Origin of the sequence: Ralstonia sp. 25C (assembly GCF_051904805.1) — a bacterium.
Lineage (GTDB): Bacteria > Pseudomonadota > Gammaproteobacteria > Burkholderiales > Burkholderiaceae > Ralstonia.
In genome coordinates, this window is the sequence record NZ_CP196737.1 from 2,318,182 (window position 1) to 2,334,161 (window position 15,980).

Annotated in this window: 15 protein-coding genes; 9 read left to right on the forward strand and 6 right to left on the reverse strand. The window is 63.9% G+C overall.

The genetic code is table 11. The features are described 5' to 3' along the window. Nucleotides 1-158: 158 nt before the first annotated feature. Nucleotides 159-2,144, forward strand: coding sequence for a phosphatase PAP2 family protein (locus ACS7SF_RS10785; RefSeq protein WP_439889784.1), 1,986 nt, complete (start codon nt 159-161; stop codon nt 2,142-2,144). Between the two features lie 148 nt (nt 2,145-2,292). Here ACS7SF_RS10785 and ACS7SF_RS10790 read toward each other — a convergent pair whose 3' ends face one another. Continuing rightward, entirely contained in the window at nt 2,293-3,174 is an 882-nt protein-coding gene (locus tag ACS7SF_RS10790) for an AraC family transcriptional regulator (RefSeq protein ID WP_439889785.1), read from the reverse strand. A 271-nt stretch (nt 3,175-3,445) separates the two neighbouring features. On the opposite strand from ACS7SF_RS10790, the gene ACS7SF_RS10795 reads away from it, so the two are divergent. Next, the gene (locus ACS7SF_RS10795; protein ID WP_439889786.1) at nt 3,446-4,522 is read left to right on the forward strand and encodes a hypothetical protein; all 1,077 of its coding nucleotides are present in this window, start codon (nt 3,446-3,448) and stop codon (nt 4,520-4,522) included. After that, complete coding sequence (locus tag ACS7SF_RS10800) at nt 4,519-5,076, forward strand: hypothetical protein (RefSeq protein ID WP_439889787.1); 558 nt, start codon at nt 4,519-4,521, stop codon at nt 5,074-5,076. The genes ACS7SF_RS10795 and ACS7SF_RS10800 overlap by 4 nt, the downstream gene beginning before the upstream one ends. Before the next feature lie 53 nt (nt 5,077-5,129). Here ACS7SF_RS10800 and metK read toward each other — a convergent pair whose 3' ends face one another. Continuing rightward, nucleotides 5,130-6,320 (reverse strand): methionine adenosyltransferase, encoded by a 1,191-nt coding sequence (gene metK / locus ACS7SF_RS10805; protein WP_439889788.1) that lies wholly within the window; start codon nt 6,318-6,320, stop codon nt 5,130-5,132. A 246-nt stretch (nt 6,321-6,566) separates the two neighbouring features. On the opposite strand from metK, the gene ACS7SF_RS10810 reads away from it, so the two are divergent. Both ACS7SF_RS10810 and ACS7SF_RS10815 read left to right on the forward strand, forming a co-directional pair. Next, nucleotides 6,567-7,415, forward strand: a complete 849-nt coding sequence (locus ACS7SF_RS10810; RefSeq protein ID WP_439889789.1) for a lysophospholipid acyltransferase family protein — start codon at nt 6,567-6,569, stop codon at nt 7,413-7,415. A gap of 13 nt (nt 7,416-7,428) precedes the next feature. Next, a complete protein-coding gene (locus ACS7SF_RS10815; RefSeq protein WP_439889790.1) occupies nt 7,429-8,322 on the forward strand; it encodes a lipid A biosynthesis lauroyl acyltransferase in 894 nt (297 codons plus the stop codon). Here the strand turns inward: ACS7SF_RS10815 and ACS7SF_RS10820 are convergent. Continuing rightward, the gene (locus ACS7SF_RS10820; RefSeq protein WP_439889791.1) at nt 8,285-9,190 is read right to left on the reverse strand and encodes a 2OG-Fe(II) oxygenase; all 906 of its coding nucleotides are present in this window, start codon (nt 9,188-9,190) and stop codon (nt 8,285-8,287) included. The two genes, ACS7SF_RS10815 and ACS7SF_RS10820, sit on opposite strands and share 38 nt — an antisense overlap. Nucleotides 9,191-9,375: 185 nt before the next feature. Here ACS7SF_RS10820 and dapF point away from each other — a divergent pair, with 185 nt between their 5' ends. Together dapF and ACS7SF_RS10830 are read left to right on the forward strand one after the other, a co-directional pair. Beyond that, complete coding sequence (gene dapF / locus ACS7SF_RS10825) at nt 9,376-10,254, forward strand: diaminopimelate epimerase (protein ID WP_439889792.1); 879 nt, start codon at nt 9,376-9,378, stop codon at nt 10,252-10,254. A gap of 52 nt (nt 10,255-10,306) precedes the next feature. Beyond that, nucleotides 10,307-11,134: a polyphosphate kinase 2 family protein gene (locus ACS7SF_RS10830; RefSeq protein ID WP_439889793.1), complete on the forward strand. Its 828-nt coding sequence runs from the start codon at nt 10,307-10,309 to the stop codon at nt 11,132-11,134. A 64-nt stretch (nt 11,135-11,198) separates the two neighbouring features. On the opposite strand, the gene pyrE is transcribed toward ACS7SF_RS10830, so the two are convergent. Then, nucleotides 11,199-11,876 (reverse strand): orotate phosphoribosyltransferase, encoded by a 678-nt coding sequence (gene pyrE, locus ACS7SF_RS10835; RefSeq protein WP_004635818.1) that lies wholly within the window; start codon nt 11,874-11,876, stop codon nt 11,199-11,201. A 32-nt stretch (nt 11,877-11,908) separates the two neighbouring features. Here pyrE and ACS7SF_RS10840 point away from each other — a divergent pair, with 32 nt between their 5' ends. Together ACS7SF_RS10840 and argC are read left to right on the forward strand one after the other, a co-directional pair. After that, complete coding sequence (locus ACS7SF_RS10840) at nt 11,909-12,694, forward strand: exodeoxyribonuclease III (RefSeq protein ID WP_439889794.1); 786 nt, start codon at nt 11,909-11,911, stop codon at nt 12,692-12,694. A gap of 124 nt (nt 12,695-12,818) precedes the next feature. Then, nucleotides 12,819-13,832 carry an N-acetyl-gamma-glutamyl-phosphate reductase gene (gene argC / locus ACS7SF_RS10845; RefSeq protein WP_439889795.1) on the forward strand — a complete coding sequence of 338 codons (1,014 nt, stop codon included), beginning with the start codon at nt 12,819-12,821 and terminating at the stop codon, nt 13,830-13,832. Between the two features lie 78 nt (nt 13,833-13,910). Here argC and ACS7SF_RS10850 read toward each other — a convergent pair whose 3' ends face one another. Next, nucleotides 13,911-14,786, reverse strand: a complete 876-nt coding sequence (locus tag ACS7SF_RS10850; RefSeq protein WP_439889796.1) for a hypothetical protein — start codon at nt 14,784-14,786, stop codon at nt 13,911-13,913. Between the two features lie 124 nt (nt 14,787-14,910). Further along, a complete protein-coding gene (locus ACS7SF_RS10855) occupies nt 14,911-15,819 on the reverse strand; it encodes a prohibitin family protein (protein WP_439889797.1) in 909 nt (302 codons plus the stop codon). Between the last annotated feature and the right edge of the window lie 161 nt (nt 15,820-15,980).

Below are 15,980 nucleotides of genomic sequence, written 5' to 3' on the forward strand. Positions count from 1 at the left end.
CAGGGCGCGGCACTCCCCACGACACGCCTGCCCGACGTGCCCAACAATGGGGCGCAAGCGTTTGCGTTTTGTAACGCGACCGTCACGCGAATTTCATGGCGCAGGCCGAGACTGCGGGACTTTTCCAGCGCCTCTATGGGCTTCGGCCCACTTGCCCCATGTCTGCTTTTGCCCGTCCCGTTCTTGCCCGCCCGCGCGTTTGCGCCAGCCTCGTTGCCCTGTTTGGCGCGCTTGCCCTGACCGCGTGCGGCGGCGGCGATGACACCGCCACCGCACCGGTGGCCACCACACAGGCCATTCCGGCGCCGCCGGCAGATCCGGGCTTTGTCAACACGGCGGGGGTTGCCACCGGCGTGCCGGCGTTCGTCGACAACATCGCCACCAACCAGCGCGGCGATGCGCGTTACGCCACGCTCGGCACCAATGCCGGTGTGCGCCTGTTCACGCGGTTTCTGGATCTCTGGCAGCCACTGACGGAAATCGTCGATGCGGGTGTGTCAGCGCCGGCCAATGGGGCGTTTCCGGCGGTGGTGGCGTCCACCTGGACGGGCCTGCCCAACGACGGCACGGCGGGCGGCACGCAGCTCAATCTGCCGGTGTTGAACGCCAACATTCAATACGTGGTGAATGCCACCACCAACCGCACGCCGGCCCAGGCCGATGCCGCCTACTTTGATGACCGCCGCGGCAAGGGCTACAGCGTGACCGACGGCATGGGCCCGCTCACCACCGCGTGGCGCACGCTCACGCAGCAGACCACCAGCGTCACCACCGTGCCGGCCGATGCCACCACCGTGCTCTACAACGACAGTGGCAACAACACGGGCGTCGGCACCTCGGGCGGCAACGCCACGTTCGGCAAGGTGGTCGACCTGATCAACACGATGGGCAACAACGCTTCCACCGAGCCGGCCAAGCGCTTCTACAAATACGCGCGCCCGTACCGCTGGAGCAGCAGCGTGGTCGTGGTGCCGACACTGGTGCCGGCCGAAAGCGCGACCCCGGGCACCGACGGTGGCTTCATCAGCGGCCACTCCGCCGAAGCCATGCGCGATGCCGTGGCGATGGCGTACCTGGTGCCCGAGCGCTTCCAGCAGATGCTCACGCGCGGCACGGAACTGGGCGAGAACCGCATTCTGGCCGGCATGCATTCGCCGCTGGATGTGATGTCCGGGCGCATGCTCGGCATTGCCGCCGTGGCCGCCAACCTGAACGACCCGGCCAACGCCACGCTCAAGGCCACCGCTTTTACGCAAGCCCACACCGCGTTGATGGCGCAGACGGGCACCGACGCCACCAGCTTTCCGGCGCTCGCGCAATCCGGCACGCCCGCCACCGACCGCTTTGCCGACTACGTCACCAACCAGGCCAACTTCACGCGCCGCATGACGTTCGGCTTCACGCAGATCAACAGCGGCGCCCTGGCGCCCGTGGTGCCCAAGGGCGCCGAGGTGCTGCTGGAAACGCGCTTCCCGTACCTGAGTGCAGACCAGCGCCGCGTGGTGCTCAAGACGACGGAGTTGGCTTCTGGCTACCCCGTGCTCGACGATGCTGAAGGTTGGGGCCGCCTGAACCTGTTTGCTGCGGCTGATGGTTACGGCGCCTTCAACGGCAACGTGGTCGTGTCGATGGACGCCAGCCAGGGCGGTTTCAACGCGGCAGACACGTGGCGCAATGCCATCTCGGGCGCGGGCAAGCTCACGCTGCAGGGCACGGGCACGCTGCGTCTGGCGGGCGCCAACACCTACGCCGGCGGCACGCAAATCGCCGGAGGGGTGTTGGAAGCCGATTCCGCCAACGCATTCGGTACGGGCGATGTGTACCTGGGTGCCGGCACGCTGGCCGTCAATGCACCGACGGCGGTGGCCATTGCCGGCAAGTTCACGCAGCTGCAGGGCACGACGCTGAACCTCGCGATCGGCCCGAACGGCCAGGGCAAGCTCAGCGTGGCCGGCCTGACGACGATTGCCGGCGGCACGCTGCACGTGACCTTCGCAAACGGCTACACGCCAAAGGTGGGCGACACCATCGCCGTGGTGGATGGCGCGGGCAGCAATCGCCAGTTCTCTTCCGTGGTGGTGGACGGCTTCAAGGCCACGGCCATCTACACGGCCAGCGGTATCCAGATCCACCTGGACGCCTGATAACGTGTTCACGATCCTACTGCGCGGCCCTGATCGGGGCTCATGCGCTGCTCGGAATCCTCATGTACTTGAGTACATTCCGGTTCCTGCGCTGCTCTTCACCCCGCTGAGGGCCGCTCGCTACGGATCGTGAACACGTTCCGAGCGCTTACTTGAGCGGCAGCAGCACGTCCGTCACGGCCTCGTGCTCGGGCACGTCGGGGTAGAAGCGCACGCGCTGGAACAGCAGCGGCGCGTCGCGCAAAGTCTCGCCGCTGGCGGGCAGCCAATCGGCGTACAGATACGCGACGCTCTGGTCGAGCGTGTCATCGGAGCCGGTGTGGCGCAGCACGGCGTAGCGCCCGCCGGCCAGTGTCTTCGGCAGCACGCCCGCTGCATTCGGCGTAATTGCATCACGTGTGGCCGCGCAAATGTCCATGCGAAACGCGTCGGGCGGCACGTCGTCGGGGTTGTTGTAGACGATGTTGTACGTGGCAGAAACGCTCGGGGGCAGCCGGTGCTCGCGGCGCCAGGCGATGAACGTACGGATGGTCTGGCCCAGGCCGGCCGGGTCGCCATGATGTTCGATGGCAGCAACAGGCACGTCTTCGCGTTCAACGATGTCGACGGATCGGGCTTGCGGTTGTGTGCGCATGTGTTGGCTCCTAAGGGCGCGTAGCGCGTGTAGATCGGCTGCCCAGGTGCCCCATTGCGGCGTGACCCGAAAATCCGTCGGCGATTGCCCCGCCTGCTTGCGGAACGCGCGCGTAAAGGCTTCCGGCGCCTCGTACCCACATGCCAGCGCAATGTCAGTGATGCGCGCAGCGTCGCGATACGCAAGCTGATGCGCAGCGCGCTTCAGGCGCAGCAACTGCACATAGCGCCCGACATTCATGCCAAACAGCAGCGTGAACTGGCGGTGGAAGTGGTACTTCGAGAATGCGGCCACCTCCGCCAACTGCTCCACGTCGAGCGCGTCTTCCAGGTGCGTGTCGATATGCGCCAGTACGGCGCGCATGCGGGCGAGGTAGTGGTCGGTGGCGGTGGTCAATTCAGAGGGGCTCCTGGGTGGCGATACGGTAGCGGGGGCAATAGCATGCGTGCCTGACCGCAATTGCTCGATTGTGCTGTTGCAACACCCCACTTCAAAGGGGCGTGGAGGTTGCGGCTGCTTTGATAGCATCGCCGAGCCCCATCGGGGGCACCGTCCGCGGGGGCACGGCGACATGTCGATCGCCTGCGCTGACGTATCCGAGTGAATCTCTCATAAGAAGAATCAGGGTATGCAAAACAACAACAGCAAGTTTTCGGGCGGAGTTTTCGTGTTGAGCAAAGTACGCTTTGCAGCCGTGTTCACCGGGCTCGCGGTGCTGGCCGGGTGTGCGCCGATGCCACTCACGCAGCCGGTGGAGCATGAGACCCTGACCGCCATGCAACCGGTCAACGTCCGGGTTGGCATCAAGCAACCGGAGTTGTATGCGGACTTCGTTCCGTCGAGAACGGGGCAGGCTGCCGCCGCGACCTGTGGTGCGATTCCCGGCATCGGTATCCTGCTGGCGGCTGCCTGCGGCGGCGCCCTGGGCGCGGTAGATGCCGGCATCAATGCCACGCTTGCCAAGACTGCGGAAGAAACGGTGCGCCCTCTCAAAGACCAACTGGTCGATCTCGACTTCAACCAGCAGATGCGTGAGTCGGTATCGCGCTCGCTTCAAGGCGTGCCAGACATGCAAGTCGAGCGCACTGAGCTGACCAAAGAGGTCACGGACAAGGCCTACAACGATCTGTTCATCGCCTCGCAATCCGGCTCCGTGATGTTCGTGAATGTCGACTATCACCTGTCGCCGGATTTTTCCACGCTGATCTTGTCGACGCGCAGCCTGCTGTTCCCACGTGGCGCCAAGGCTCGCGTTGCCGCCAAGCAGCCGCAGACTGTCGAGGCGACGACGCCGAACAACGAACTGGCCGTAGCGCCGAAGAACGCGGTGTACCGAGCCAGCATCACGTACCGCGCCAAGCTGGCGAAGCCCAGCAAAGAGGCGGCGCAGAACGTTGCCGCATGGAAGGAAGGCGATGGCCGCCTGCTGCAGGCAGCCATGCGTGACGGCATCACGCAGATGGGCCGTCTGCTGGCCGAGAATCTGCAGCGCAAGCACGAAGCCAAGCAAGGCATCGAGCAGGTCAAGGGGGATAACGGCATCCTCGCCAGCCGAATCTCGACGGGAGACACCGGGTCGCTGCTGCGCTTTCCTGATGGTTCGCTGCAATTTACCGCCAACCTCGATGTCGCCGTAGCGAGCTTCGACGCAACGCGCCAGGCACCGGCGACCTCCCTGGCATCTGCGCAAGCTGTGGCACCGGCCGCACCGGCTGCACCCGTCGCAGACAAGGCGACGCAGTGAGATCGGGCCGCCGCCGCGCGGCATTGCCTTGTGGTGCCGCGCTGGTGGCGATCCTCACCGGCTGCGCCCCAGGGCGCGTGCCGGGGGTGCCGGCACCGCCGTTGCGCACGCCTGCCTCGGTAGTGATGTCAACGGCCGATATGCGCAGTTGTCCATTCACGATTGATCGCGTGGACGACCATCGCGACGCGGCCGGTCTGGGGCATCTTGGGCGCACAACCGTCACCGACGATGGCTTCATGCGTTGGCTGGCCGATGGCCTGAAGGGTTTGCCCGGCCAGACCGCAGACAGCATTGCGGCCCGGCACGTGCGCGTGACCGTGCTCAAAGCATATGTCTACGGCCTGACCACGCTGAAGTCAGCCCACCTTGTCGTGCGCGTTCAGGACGCTGTCGTGAGCGGCGAGCCGGCGTGGTCCAAGGTCTACCGCGGCGTAGACAACAGCCTCAATTGGGCAAACGGCGAGGCCGAGGTCCAACTGGCGTTCCATCAAGCCCTGGATGACCTGAAGCAGCAGATTGCCGTCGACCTCAGCGCGCGCTGCCCTCGTTAGCGCCAACAAAAAACCGCCCCGAGGGGCGGTTTTCTTTTTGCAGCAACGCAAGCTCAGGCCAACGCCTTCACCGGCTCCCCCGCCAGGCCAGCCGCTTCGCGCAGCAGCAGGGCCTTGTCGGTGGCTTCCCAGCTGAACTCCGGCTCTTCGCGGCCGAAGTGACCGTAGGCAGCGGTCTTTTCGTAGACGGGGCGCAGCAGGTCCAGCATCTGCACGATGCCCTTCGGACGCAGGTCGAAGTGCTCGTGCACGAGCTTGGCGATCTGGTCGTCCGGGATCACGCCGGTGCCTTCCGTGTACACGGTGATGTTGATCGGGCGCGCCACGCCAATCGCGTAGCTCACCTGCACCTGGCATTGGCGTGCCAAGCCAGCGGCCACCACGTTCTTGGCCACGTAGCGCGCTGCGTACGCTGCCGAGCGGTCCACCTTCGACGGGTCCTTGCCCGAGAACGCGCCGCCGCCGTGCGGAGCTGCGCCGCCATACGTATCGACGATGATCTTGCGGCCGGTCAGGCCGCAGTCACCCTGCGGGCCGCCGATGACGAAGCGGCCGGTCGGGTTCACCAGGTACTTGGTGTCGGCCAGCATGTGCGAGGGCAGCACCGGCTTGATGATCTCTTCGATCACGGCTTCGCGGATGGCCTCTTGCGACATTTCCGGCGCGTGCTGGGTGGAGAGCACCACGGTATCCACGCTGTGCGGCTTGCCGTCCACATAACGCACCGTCACTTGCGACTTGGCGTCCGGACGCAGCCAGGGCAGGCGGCCGTCGCGGCGCAGTTGCGACTGGCGCTCGACCAGGCGATGTGCGTAGTAGATCGGGAAGGGCATCAGCTCGGGCGTTTCATCGCACGCGTAGCCGAACATCAGGCCCTGGTCGCCGGCGCCCTGGTTCAGGTAGTCGTCCGAGGCGCGGTCGACCCCCTGGGCGATATCCGGCGATTGCTTGTCGTAAGCGACGAGCACGGCACAGCCCTTGTAGTCGATGCCGTAGTCGGTGTTGTCGTAGCCGATGCGCTTGATGGTTTCGCGCGCCACGTGGATGTAATCCACATTGGCCGTCGTGGTGATTTCACCCGCGAGCACCACCAGACCGGTGTTGCACAGCGTTTCTGCAGCGACGCGCGCATATTTGTCCTGGGCGAGGATAGCGTCCAGGATGGCGTCGGAAATCTGGTCGGCGACCTTGTCGGGATGGCCCTCGGAGACGGATTCCGAGGTGAAGAGGAAGTCGTTTGACACGGTTGTAAGCTCCAGAATGGCGAACTTGCTATTACGCGCCATCCGTTTGAGCCACGGCCGGCGACGCTTTAGCGGTATTTAGTAACCTTGCCCAGGTTTGTGACCCGACAAGGATTCGCCCCGCAAGTTGTCAGTTAACTCGGCGAATCGCGCTATTATACGCGGCACTTTTTCGGGCCGCAGCACGGCCTGCCAAGACCCTGCTCCTCTGTCGACTGCGACCAACACATTGCTGCGACCGCACGCATGACCTTCCTGTTCTGGCTGTTTTCACGCTTGCCCCTATCCGCGCTGCAGGCGTTGGGCGGCTGGCTGGGGGCGCTGGCGGCCAAGGTGCCCGGCCGCTATCACGACCGGCTCATCGCCAACTTCCGCCACGCGTATCCCGATGCCACGCCCGCCATGCTCAAGGAGGCGGGCCGTTCCGCCGGCCGCATGGTCTTCGAGATGCCGTACTTCTGGGTGCGCAAGAACGGAGCGGATGTTGCTCCGCACTTGTTCAACACCTGCCGCCCGATCATTGAGCGCGCGCTTGCCGATGGGCGCGGCCTGATCTTTCTGACGCCGCATCTGGGCTGCTTTGAAGTGCTGCCGCAGGCCTACGCGCGTGAGCATCCCGTCACCTCGCTGTTCAAGCCGCCCCGCAAGGCAAGTCTGCGCACGTGGATTGAAACCATGCGCGCGGGACCGAACATGTCCATGGCGCCGGCCGACCCGCGTGGCGTGCGCATGCTGGTGCGCGCACTCAAGCGCGGCGAGGCCGTCGGCATCCTGCCTGACCAGACCCCCACCGCCGGCGAAGGCGTCTGGGCGCCGTTTTTCGGCAAGCCCGCCTACACGATGACGCTGGTGCACCGCCTGCATCGGCTGACGGGCGCGCACGTCGTCGCCTTGTTTGCCGAGCGCCTGCCGCGCGGCGGCGGCTATCGCCTGCACGTGCACGACATCGGCGATTTGCCTGGAGACGCAACGCAGGCTGCCACCCGCATCAATGCCGCCATCGAACAGTTGATTGCCGTGGCGCCGACGCAATATCTGTGGGGCTATAACCGCTACAAGCGCCCCAAGGGCGCGGACGCGCCGCCCGCCGTCTGACACCGCTGCCTTTATGGAACGTTTCTCCGCCAAACTCGGACTCGGCTTTTTGTGGCTGCTGTCTTTCTTCCCGTACGGTTTCGTCGCGCGTTTTGGCGAGGGGCTGGGCGGGCTGCTGTATCGCATTCCCAATGGCCGCCGCCGCGTGGTGCTAGCCAACCTGAAGGCGTGCTTTCCTGAGAAGTCCGACGCCGAGCGCGAGGTCATGGCGCACGAGGTCTTTCGCAAAGTGTTCCGCAGCTTTGCCGAGCGCTCGTTTGCGTGGTTTGCATCGGAAAAGCGCCTGAACCGCGTGGTCAAGATCGATGACCAGGCCAATCTGCCGGCACTGCATGGTCAGCCGCACATTCTTGTGACGCTGCACTTGTCGGGTGTGGAGATCGGCGCGCTGGCGCTGACGGACTATCTGCGCAAGAACGTTGGCAACGCGGGTTGCTCGCTGTACACGCGCATGGCCAACCCGGCGCTGGACGATGCCATCAAGGCGCTGCGCAGCCGCTTTGGCGCGACCATGGTCTCGCGCAACGAGAACATCCGCCAGATCATGCGCACCATCAAGCGCGGCGAGGCGCTGCAGCTCATCTCCGACATGGATTTCGGCGAGCGCGACTCGGAGTTCGTGCCGTTCTTTGGTGTGCCAGCGCTCACGCTCAACGCCATCCCCCGCATGGCGTCGATGACCGGCGCCAAGGTCGTGCCGATGTACACCGAGATCCTGCCGAACTACGAAGGCTACGCGCTGCGCATCCTGCCCGCGTGGGAGAACTACCCGACCGGCGACCTGACTGCCGACACGCGCCGCATGAACGCGTTCTTTGAAGACGCCATCCGCCCGCGCATCACCGAGTACTACTGGGTGCACAAGCGCTTCAAGCACCGTCCTCCGGGGCTGCCTGGGATTTACTGACCGCCGCTGCGTTCGCTGCGGTGCCGAACGGGCCCTGGCGAAACCACTTGGTCGCCGCCCACTTTTCGCCGCGTTGCACCGGCGCGCCGCCATGCAGCGTCCGGGGGTCGAGTTGGCCGGCGCTGTTGGCGTATTCAAAGTAGACGCCCGACCCCTTGCGCGGTGCCACGGACAGGCCGATTTCCGGAAACACCGTTTCGCCGCCTGCTTCCACATCCGTCAGATAGAGCACCAGGGTAGAGACGCGCTGGCCGCCGTGATTGAGGTGCCGGCTGGCGCCTGCCGTGTCGGCCGCAAAGTAGTCGAAGTGCGGCTGGTATTCCTCGCCTGGCTGGTAGCGCAGCACCTGGAGCGGCTCGGCGTGCGTGGCCGGCTGACCCATCAGCGTGGCAAGGCGTGCATTGACGCGATCGAGCAGCGGATCATGGCCATTGGCGAGGAAGGTGTTGGCACTGGTGCGTGCCGCGTGGACCATCCCCTCGCTGGTGGCGTCGTCATCGTTGACCACGGTCGAGCGGCGCACTTTTTCGCGCGCCAGGGCGATCAGGCCATCGCACTCGGCCTCGCTCAGTACGTTGTCGAACACGATGACGCACGGCGCATTCAGTCGAGCCGCAATGCGGATGCGTTGACCGTCAATGTCGATGTGGTTGCCAACCGTTGGCACGCGCGGTGGTTCCGGCTCATAGGCCGGGCTGGCACCGCTGGCATGGGCGTACGCGGCCGCGTACGCTGTGGCGCGGGCGAGCAGCGGGTCGATCTGGCCCGCCACCATGGCATCGATCATGGATTCTGGGGTGCAGCCGCGCGCGAGATTTTCAAGAATCCAGGCGTGCCATTCGGCAGATAGTGGCGAGGTGATCTGCATGAGGGGCTCCGAGCAAATGCTTGATGGGAGCATCGTGGAAGCCCGGGGTGCCGCAGATTCATAGAATGTTGCATTGCGGGGTGGCGTTCCCGAGCGTGGGCGCCACGGTTGGCCGCCCAACCATTAGAATCGGCGTTTTCCGATTCCACATTGCTGCCGGATGCCAGCATCGGCGGCTTTCCACCGTGAAACTGCACTTCACCAAGATGCACGGCGCGGGCAACGACTTTGTCGTGCTCGACGGCATCCAGACCCCCATCGATTTCACGCCCGAACAATGGGCTGCCATTGCCGACCGCCACTTTGGCGTGGGCGCAGATCAGCTCCTGCTGGTCGAGCGCTCGACGCGGCCCGACGTCGATTTCCGCTACCGCATCTTCAACCACGATGGCGGCGAGGTGGAGCACTGCGGCAACGGCGCACGCTGCTTCGTCAAGTTCGTCACCGACCGAGGTTTGACCGACAAGCGCACCGTGCGTGTGGAAGTCATGAACGGCATTGCCACGCTGACGATGCAGGACGATGGCCAAGTCACCGTCGACATGGGCGCGCCCGTGTTCGAGGCAGCACGCCTGCCGTTCCTGCCCGAAGGTTTGCCCACGCGCACCGAAGGCGACGATACGCTCCACGCCCTGCAGATCAACGGCCGCACCGAGTGGCTGTCCACCGTGTCGATGGGCAACCCGCACGCCGTGCAGGTGGTGGACGACACCGAAGCCTTCCCGGTGTTGGAAGACGGCCCGCTGATCGAATCGCACGCCGTGTTTCCGCGCCGCGTGAATGCGGGTTTCATGCAGATCGTGGATCGCCATTCCGTGCGCCTGCGCGTGTACGAGCGCGGTGCGGGTGAAACGCTGGCTTGCGGCACCGGTGCATGCGCGGCCGTGGTGGCCGGTATCCGCCGTGGCTTGCTCGATTCGCCCGTGAAGGTGGCCACGCATGGCGGCGACCTGACCATCGCATGGGCTGGTGAGGGCCAGCCGGTAATGATGACGGGCCCCGCCACGACCGTTTTCGAAGGCACGCTGGATCTGGATGCGCTGAAGCTGACCGCCTCGCACTAACAAACCGCGCGGCCGGTGGCCGCATCCGTCAGAACAACAACAAGGAGATACCGTGGCATCCAACGGCAAGACTTCGATTGGCGAGTGGCGTTACGACGGCAGCAGCAAATTCAAGATCGCCAAGGCCGATGCTTCGGCCAAGCCGTTCTCCACGGGCAGCAAGGCTGGCGACTTGGAGCGGCTCGCCGAGATTGGGCCCCGGCTCGACACGCTGCAGGACGTTCTCTACGCCGAGCACCGCCGCAAGGTGCTGGTGGTCCTGCAGGGCATGGACACCTCCGGCAAGGACGGCACCGTGCGCAGCGTGTTCCGCGAGATGGATCCGCTAGGCCTGCGCGTGGTCAGCTTCAAGGCACCGACGCCGCAGGAGCTGGCGCACGATTATCTTTGGCGCGTGCACGTGCACACACCCGGGAGCGGTGAGATCGTCATCTTCAACCGCAGCCACTACGAGGACGTGCTCATCACGCGTGTGCACGACATGATCAACGCTGCCGAGTGCAAGCGCCGCTACGGCCACATCAATGCGTTCGAGCAGATGCTGACCGACACCGGCACAACGATCATCAAATGCTTCCTGCACATCTCGAAAGACGAGCAGCGTGCGCGGTTGCAGGGGCGCGTCGATAACCCCGACAAGCACTGGAAGTTCGACCCGTCCGATATTTCGGAGCGCGAACTCTGGGACGATTACCAGAGCGCGTATGAAGACGCCATCAACGCCACCGCCACGCCCCATGCGCCGTGGTACGTGATTCCCGCCAACTCCAAGACCCACCGGAACCTGATGGTGGCGGAGATTCTGCTGCAGACGCTGGAGGCGATGAAGCCGAAGTATCCGGCGGGGAATCCCGAGGTTGCGGGGTTGACGATCGAATAGCGGGTTGGAAAGAAAAAACCCGGTGAGATCCTTCACCGGGTTTTTTATCGCAACGCACGCAGAATCAGATCGCGCTCACGCCGTACTTGTCGCGGTAGGCCGCTGCCTTCTCACGGTACCCAGCCAGCGCCGGGTCGCCAGCGTTATCCAGATACCCCAGCAAATCATCCAGATTGGCAATCGACACAACCGGCATGCCGTATTGAGCCTGCACATCCTGCACCGCAGAGCGCTCGCCGATATCCACCGCGTTACCGCTACGCTCCATCCGATCCATCAGGATCAGCACGGCAGCCGGCGTGGCCCCCGCCGCGCGGATGAGCTCGACCGACTCGCGCACCGAGGTACCGGCCGAAATCACGTCATCGACGATCACCACGCGCCCCTGCAGCTTGGCGCCCACCAGGCTGCCGCCTTCACCGTGGTCCTTGGCTTCCTTGCGGTTGTACGCAAAGCCCACATTGCGACCCAACCCCGCCAGGGCCACCGCCGTGGCCGATGCCAGGGTGATGCCCTTGTAAGCGGGCCCGAACAGCATGTCGAACTCGACACCCGAGTCCAGCAGGGTTTTCGCATAGAATTGCGCGACTTGGCCCAGCAGCGCGCCGTCTGCGAACTTGCCGGCGTTGAAGAAATAGGGCGATGTCCGCCCCGCCTTGGTCACGAATTCCCCGAACGACAGCACGCCGGCTTCCACCGCAAAGCGGATGAAGGATTGGCGCAACTCGCTGTTTTGGCTCATCTTTTTTCTCTGGTCTGCAAAAAAGTCCCGCCATGTTACGCATCATTTCCGCCAACCTCAACGGCGTTCGCTCTGCCTCCAGCAAAGGCTTCTTCGACTGGATGGGCAAGCAGGACGCCGATTTCGTCTGCGTGCAAGAACTGAAATGCGCGCAAGACGACATGACGCCCGAATTTCTGGCGCCGCATGGTTACCACGGCGTGTTCCAGCACGCGGTGAAGAAGGGCTACAGCGGCGCGGGCATCTACACGCGCCATAAGCCGGACGAAGTCATCATCGGCTTCGATAACGGCGAGTTCGACGCCGAAGGCCGCTACGTCGAGGCGCGCTACGGCAAGCTGTCGATCATCTCGGTCTACGTGCCCTCGGGCTCCAGCGGCGAAGAGCGCCAGCAGGCCAAGTTCCGCTTCATGGACCTGTTCATGCAGCACCTGAAAGACCTGCGTCACGAAAAGGGCCGCGAGGTCGTGCTGTGCGGCGACGTCAACATCGTTCACAAGGAAATCGACATCAAGAACTGGAAGGGCAATCAGAAGAACTCCGGCTGCCTGCCCGAAGAACGCGCGTGGCTGACCAAGCTGTTCGACGAGGTCGGCTATGTGGATGTCTTCCGCACGCTGGACCAGCGCCCCGAGCAGTACACGTGGTGGAGCAACCGCGGCCAGGCCTACGCAAAGAACGTCGGGTGGCGGATCGACTACCAGATCGCCACGCCGGGCATTGCCGCCACGGCGCGCCGCACGTCGGTGTTCAAGGACATCAAGTTCAGTGACCACGCGCCGCTCACCGTCGATTACGACGCGCCCGTGCACTGGTAAGTGGCATAAGCATCACGTTGTTGCGCTGCCGCAGAAAATTCTTCGGCAGCCGCTACAATGCAAAACTCACGTGCCGGCGAGTGCCGGCGTTTTTTTCTGCTCCAGTTTTTTTAGCGAGATCGCCATGGCATTCAAGGTTTTCGTCGACGGTCAGGAAGGCACCACCGGCCTTCGCTTGCTCGACTATCTGTCGCAACGCGACGATATCGAGCTGCTGCGCATCGCCGAAGACAAGCGCAAGGACTCGGCCGAGCGCGCCAAATTCCTGAATGCCGCCGATGTCGCATTCCTGTGCCTGCCCGACGTCGCCTCGCGCGAGGCTGTCTCGCTGGTCAACAACCCGAACACCTGCATCATCGACGCCAGCACCGCGTTCCGCACGGACGATAGCTGGGTGTACGGCCTGCCGGAACTGGCCCGCGGCCAGCGCGAGCGCCTGCGCAACACCAAGCGCATCGCCGTGCCGGGCTGCCACGCCAGCGCCTTCGTGCTGCTGATGCGCCCGCTGGTGGATGCGGGCATCGTGCCGGCCGACTACCCGGTCACCGCGTTTTCGCTCACGGGCTACAGCGGCGGCGGCAAGGCGATGATTGCCGACTACCTGGCCGCCAATAATCCGAAGCTCGATAGCCCGCGCCCGTACGCGCTGGCGCTGGCGCACAAGCACCTGCCGGAGATGCGTGTACAGAGCAACCTGTCGCTCCCGCCGATCTTCACGCCGGTGGTCGGCAATTTCCTCAAGGGCCTGGCCGTGACGATCGGCCTGCACCCGCAGCACTTGGCACGCAAGGTGAGCCCGGCGGACATCGCCCGCGTCTTCGCCGATTACTACCAAGGTGAGCAGTTCATCCGCGTGGCTCCGGCGGACAACATCGCGACGCTCGACAACGGCTTCTTCGACGTGCAGGGCGCCAACGACACCAACCGCGCTGATCTGTTCGTGTTCGGCTCGGACGAGCGCATGGTCGTCACCGCCCGCCTGGACAACCTGGGCAAGGGTGCCGCTGGCGCTGCAGTGCAATGCATGAACGTGCACCTGGGCGTGGATGAGGCGACCAGCCTGCACGTGGACGCGCCCATTCCCGAAGTGGGCGCCGCGCATGCCGTGCGTGAGGCCGCCCCAGGCTTCGCGAGCTGATCGCGGCTTGAGCTGAAACGAAAAACGCGCCCGAAGGCGCGTTTTTCTTTGTGCATGAGTGATGCGGGGGCGGTAGCGTTATTTACAGTACTTAGCATCGCGGTCTTGACCGCAGACATATGCGTTGGAGGTCATCAGGTAGTCCTCTCTGAACGACCCGCCGATTCTTGCGTCGAGGTCCAAAGCCATCCTGAAATACTTGTATGCCTCTGCGCGATCGCCAGCCTCCATCGCAGAGTGGCCCATGTCGTCATACATGATGGCTTCAAGGTGTCTGATGCCCTCGGGGTCCAACCCCTCAGTGCGCGAGGCGGCAATGAATGACCGCATTGCGGGATAAGAGCCGCCCCACCGCGGAGTCAGTGTCACCATATATCGATCTCGTACCAGACGATTCTTGGGGTCGATCTTGTTGGCTTCATTAGCTAGTGTCCGTGAGGCAACTTGATCGCCCTGGAAAAGAGAGACGCCCATCAGATGGAAGATCGCGAGCATTGGCTTGGCAGTGAGCGCTTTTGCGCGTTGCAGCTCAGGTTTGGCCGCTTCCAGCAATCGGGTTCGCGAATCGAGTTTTTCGCTGGATAGTTCAGCGATGCGCTGTCCGCCTTGGGCATCGAGCGCAGCGCGACGCAGGAAGATTCCCCAGCCAAGGTGGGCCGCATACGAGTTGGGTGATGACTTCACCCAATCTTGCATGGTGGTGATTTGCTGCGGTGTCAGGTGATAAAACGGTGCGAATGCGTTCCGCAGCGAAATCTCATCGAGGCGCCCCGATTCATAGTCTTTCTGTAGCCCGTTGAGCTTTGCGTCCAGGCGTTGATACTGCCGAGCATCGAGCGCTGCGAGGATTTCTGGGTCACTGGCACGAACGCTGATCGGCATTGCGATCATCAAGGCCGCTAGAAAGTGTCCCCACAACCGGGTTCGGCGCGAAGGCGTGCCGGAAGATGTCATGTGTCTCGCCATTGAACGGAGGTCAGGGGAGCATTCTATATGCCGCTTGAGTCGCCTTTGCATGCGCTTGCCATCCAGCACTAAGTCGCCGCCAATGCAGCGGGCGGCGATTTGGTGTAACGGTTCAGCGGTTCTGCCCTGTTGCCGGAATGTTGAACAACATCCCACCACCATTGCCGCCCGCCATCACACTCGGCGTCACGCCGTTCCACTTCTCGATGGCGGCACGCTCCAGCTTCAGGCGTTCCCATGCGAGCAGGCGGTCATCCAGCGAAGAAGCCAGTGCGCGGTTGGCGGCGGCTTCGCCTTCGGCAATCGCCACTTTCTTCTTGGCCTCGGCCTGGGCGGAACGCACTTCGTTTTCGGTGCGGATGGCGTCTTGGATGGCCTTGGTCTTGGCGCTCACCGCGTCGAGCAACGTACGCGGCGGCCGCAGCGAACCGACGATGCCGAACTGTTTGATCGACACGCCCAGCGGCGTGAGGCGCGTGTCCAGCTCGTTGGTCAGCCGCGCGACAAACTCCTCCTTCTTCGCGCCGTTCACGTCGTCAAAGCTGTATTCCGAACCGATGGCGACGATCACGTTGCGCGCCGTATCGCGCAGATAGCCGTGTGTGAAGCTCTCGATGTGGTCGGCGCGGAAGTTGGTGTAGAACGCCGGCACCTTGTCGCGGTCGAGTTGGTACGAGACGGCCACGTCCACGTTCACAGGCACGGCGTCCTTGGTGTTGAAGGTGAGCTCTTCGTTGAGTGCGCGGCCTTCGTTCAAATCTTGCGTCCACACCACGCGCTGCACGAACGTGGGGTACTGGATGACCACCGTCTGTACCGGGTTGTAGAACACGAAGCCGGTGACCACGTTCTCGCGCGTGATGCCGCGATCAACGAGCCGGTTGATCTTGATGCCCGTGTAGCCGGGCGGAATGATCTGCCAGTTCAGCAGGAAGGTGCGGGCGATCACCAGCGCCGCCAGGGCGCCAAAGACGAACGCGAGCAGTTTGACCGGCAGTTTGTTTGCCGTGACTTGAGGCATGAGGGTTCCCCTTGCTTATAGGTTTGTTTCTGAGGTGTTGGCTGGCGGGGCGGGCGCTGCGTTATTTGCTCTACGCAGCGGCCCGCTTGCTGGCGCAGGAATCGTCAGCGATTCCCGTCAGGGTTGGCCGCGCCCAGTGGGCGGGTGGTGGCAAGCGAGCT

Excerpts from the sequence above, each read along its gene's own strand:
- ACS7SF_RS10785 (WP_439889784.1), top strand. The coding sequence starts at position 159 with ATGTCTGCTTTTGCCCGTCCCGTTCTTGCCCGCCCGCGCGTTTGCGCC.
- ACS7SF_RS10810 (WP_439889789.1), top strand. The coding sequence starts at position 6,567 with ATGACCTTCCTGTTCTGGCTGTTTTCACGCTTGCCCCTATCCGCGCTG.
- ACS7SF_RS10815 (WP_439889790.1), top strand. The coding sequence starts at position 7,429 with ATGGAACGTTTCTCCGCCAAACTCGGACTCGGCTTTTTGTGGCTGCTG.
- ACS7SF_RS10820 (WP_439889791.1), bottom strand. The coding sequence starts at position 9,190 with ATGCAGATCACCTCGCCACTATCTGCCGAATGGCACGCCTGGATTCTT.
- pyrE (WP_004635818.1), bottom strand. The coding sequence starts at position 11,876 with ATGAGCCAAAACAGCGAGTTGCGCCAATCCTTCATCCGCTTTGCGGTG.
- ACS7SF_RS10840 (WP_439889794.1), top strand. The coding sequence starts at position 11,909 with ATGTTACGCATCATTTCCGCCAACCTCAACGGCGTTCGCTCTGCCTCC.
- argC (WP_439889795.1), top strand. The coding sequence starts at position 12,819 with ATGGCATTCAAGGTTTTCGTCGACGGTCAGGAAGGCACCACCGGCCTT.
- ACS7SF_RS10850 (WP_439889796.1), bottom strand. The coding sequence starts at position 14,786 with ATGACATCTTCCGGCACGCCTTCGCGCCGAACCCGGTTGTGGGGACAC.
- ACS7SF_RS10855 (WP_439889797.1), bottom strand. The coding sequence starts at position 15,819 with ATGCCTCAAGTCACGGCAAACAAACTGCCGGTCAAACTGCTCGCGTTC.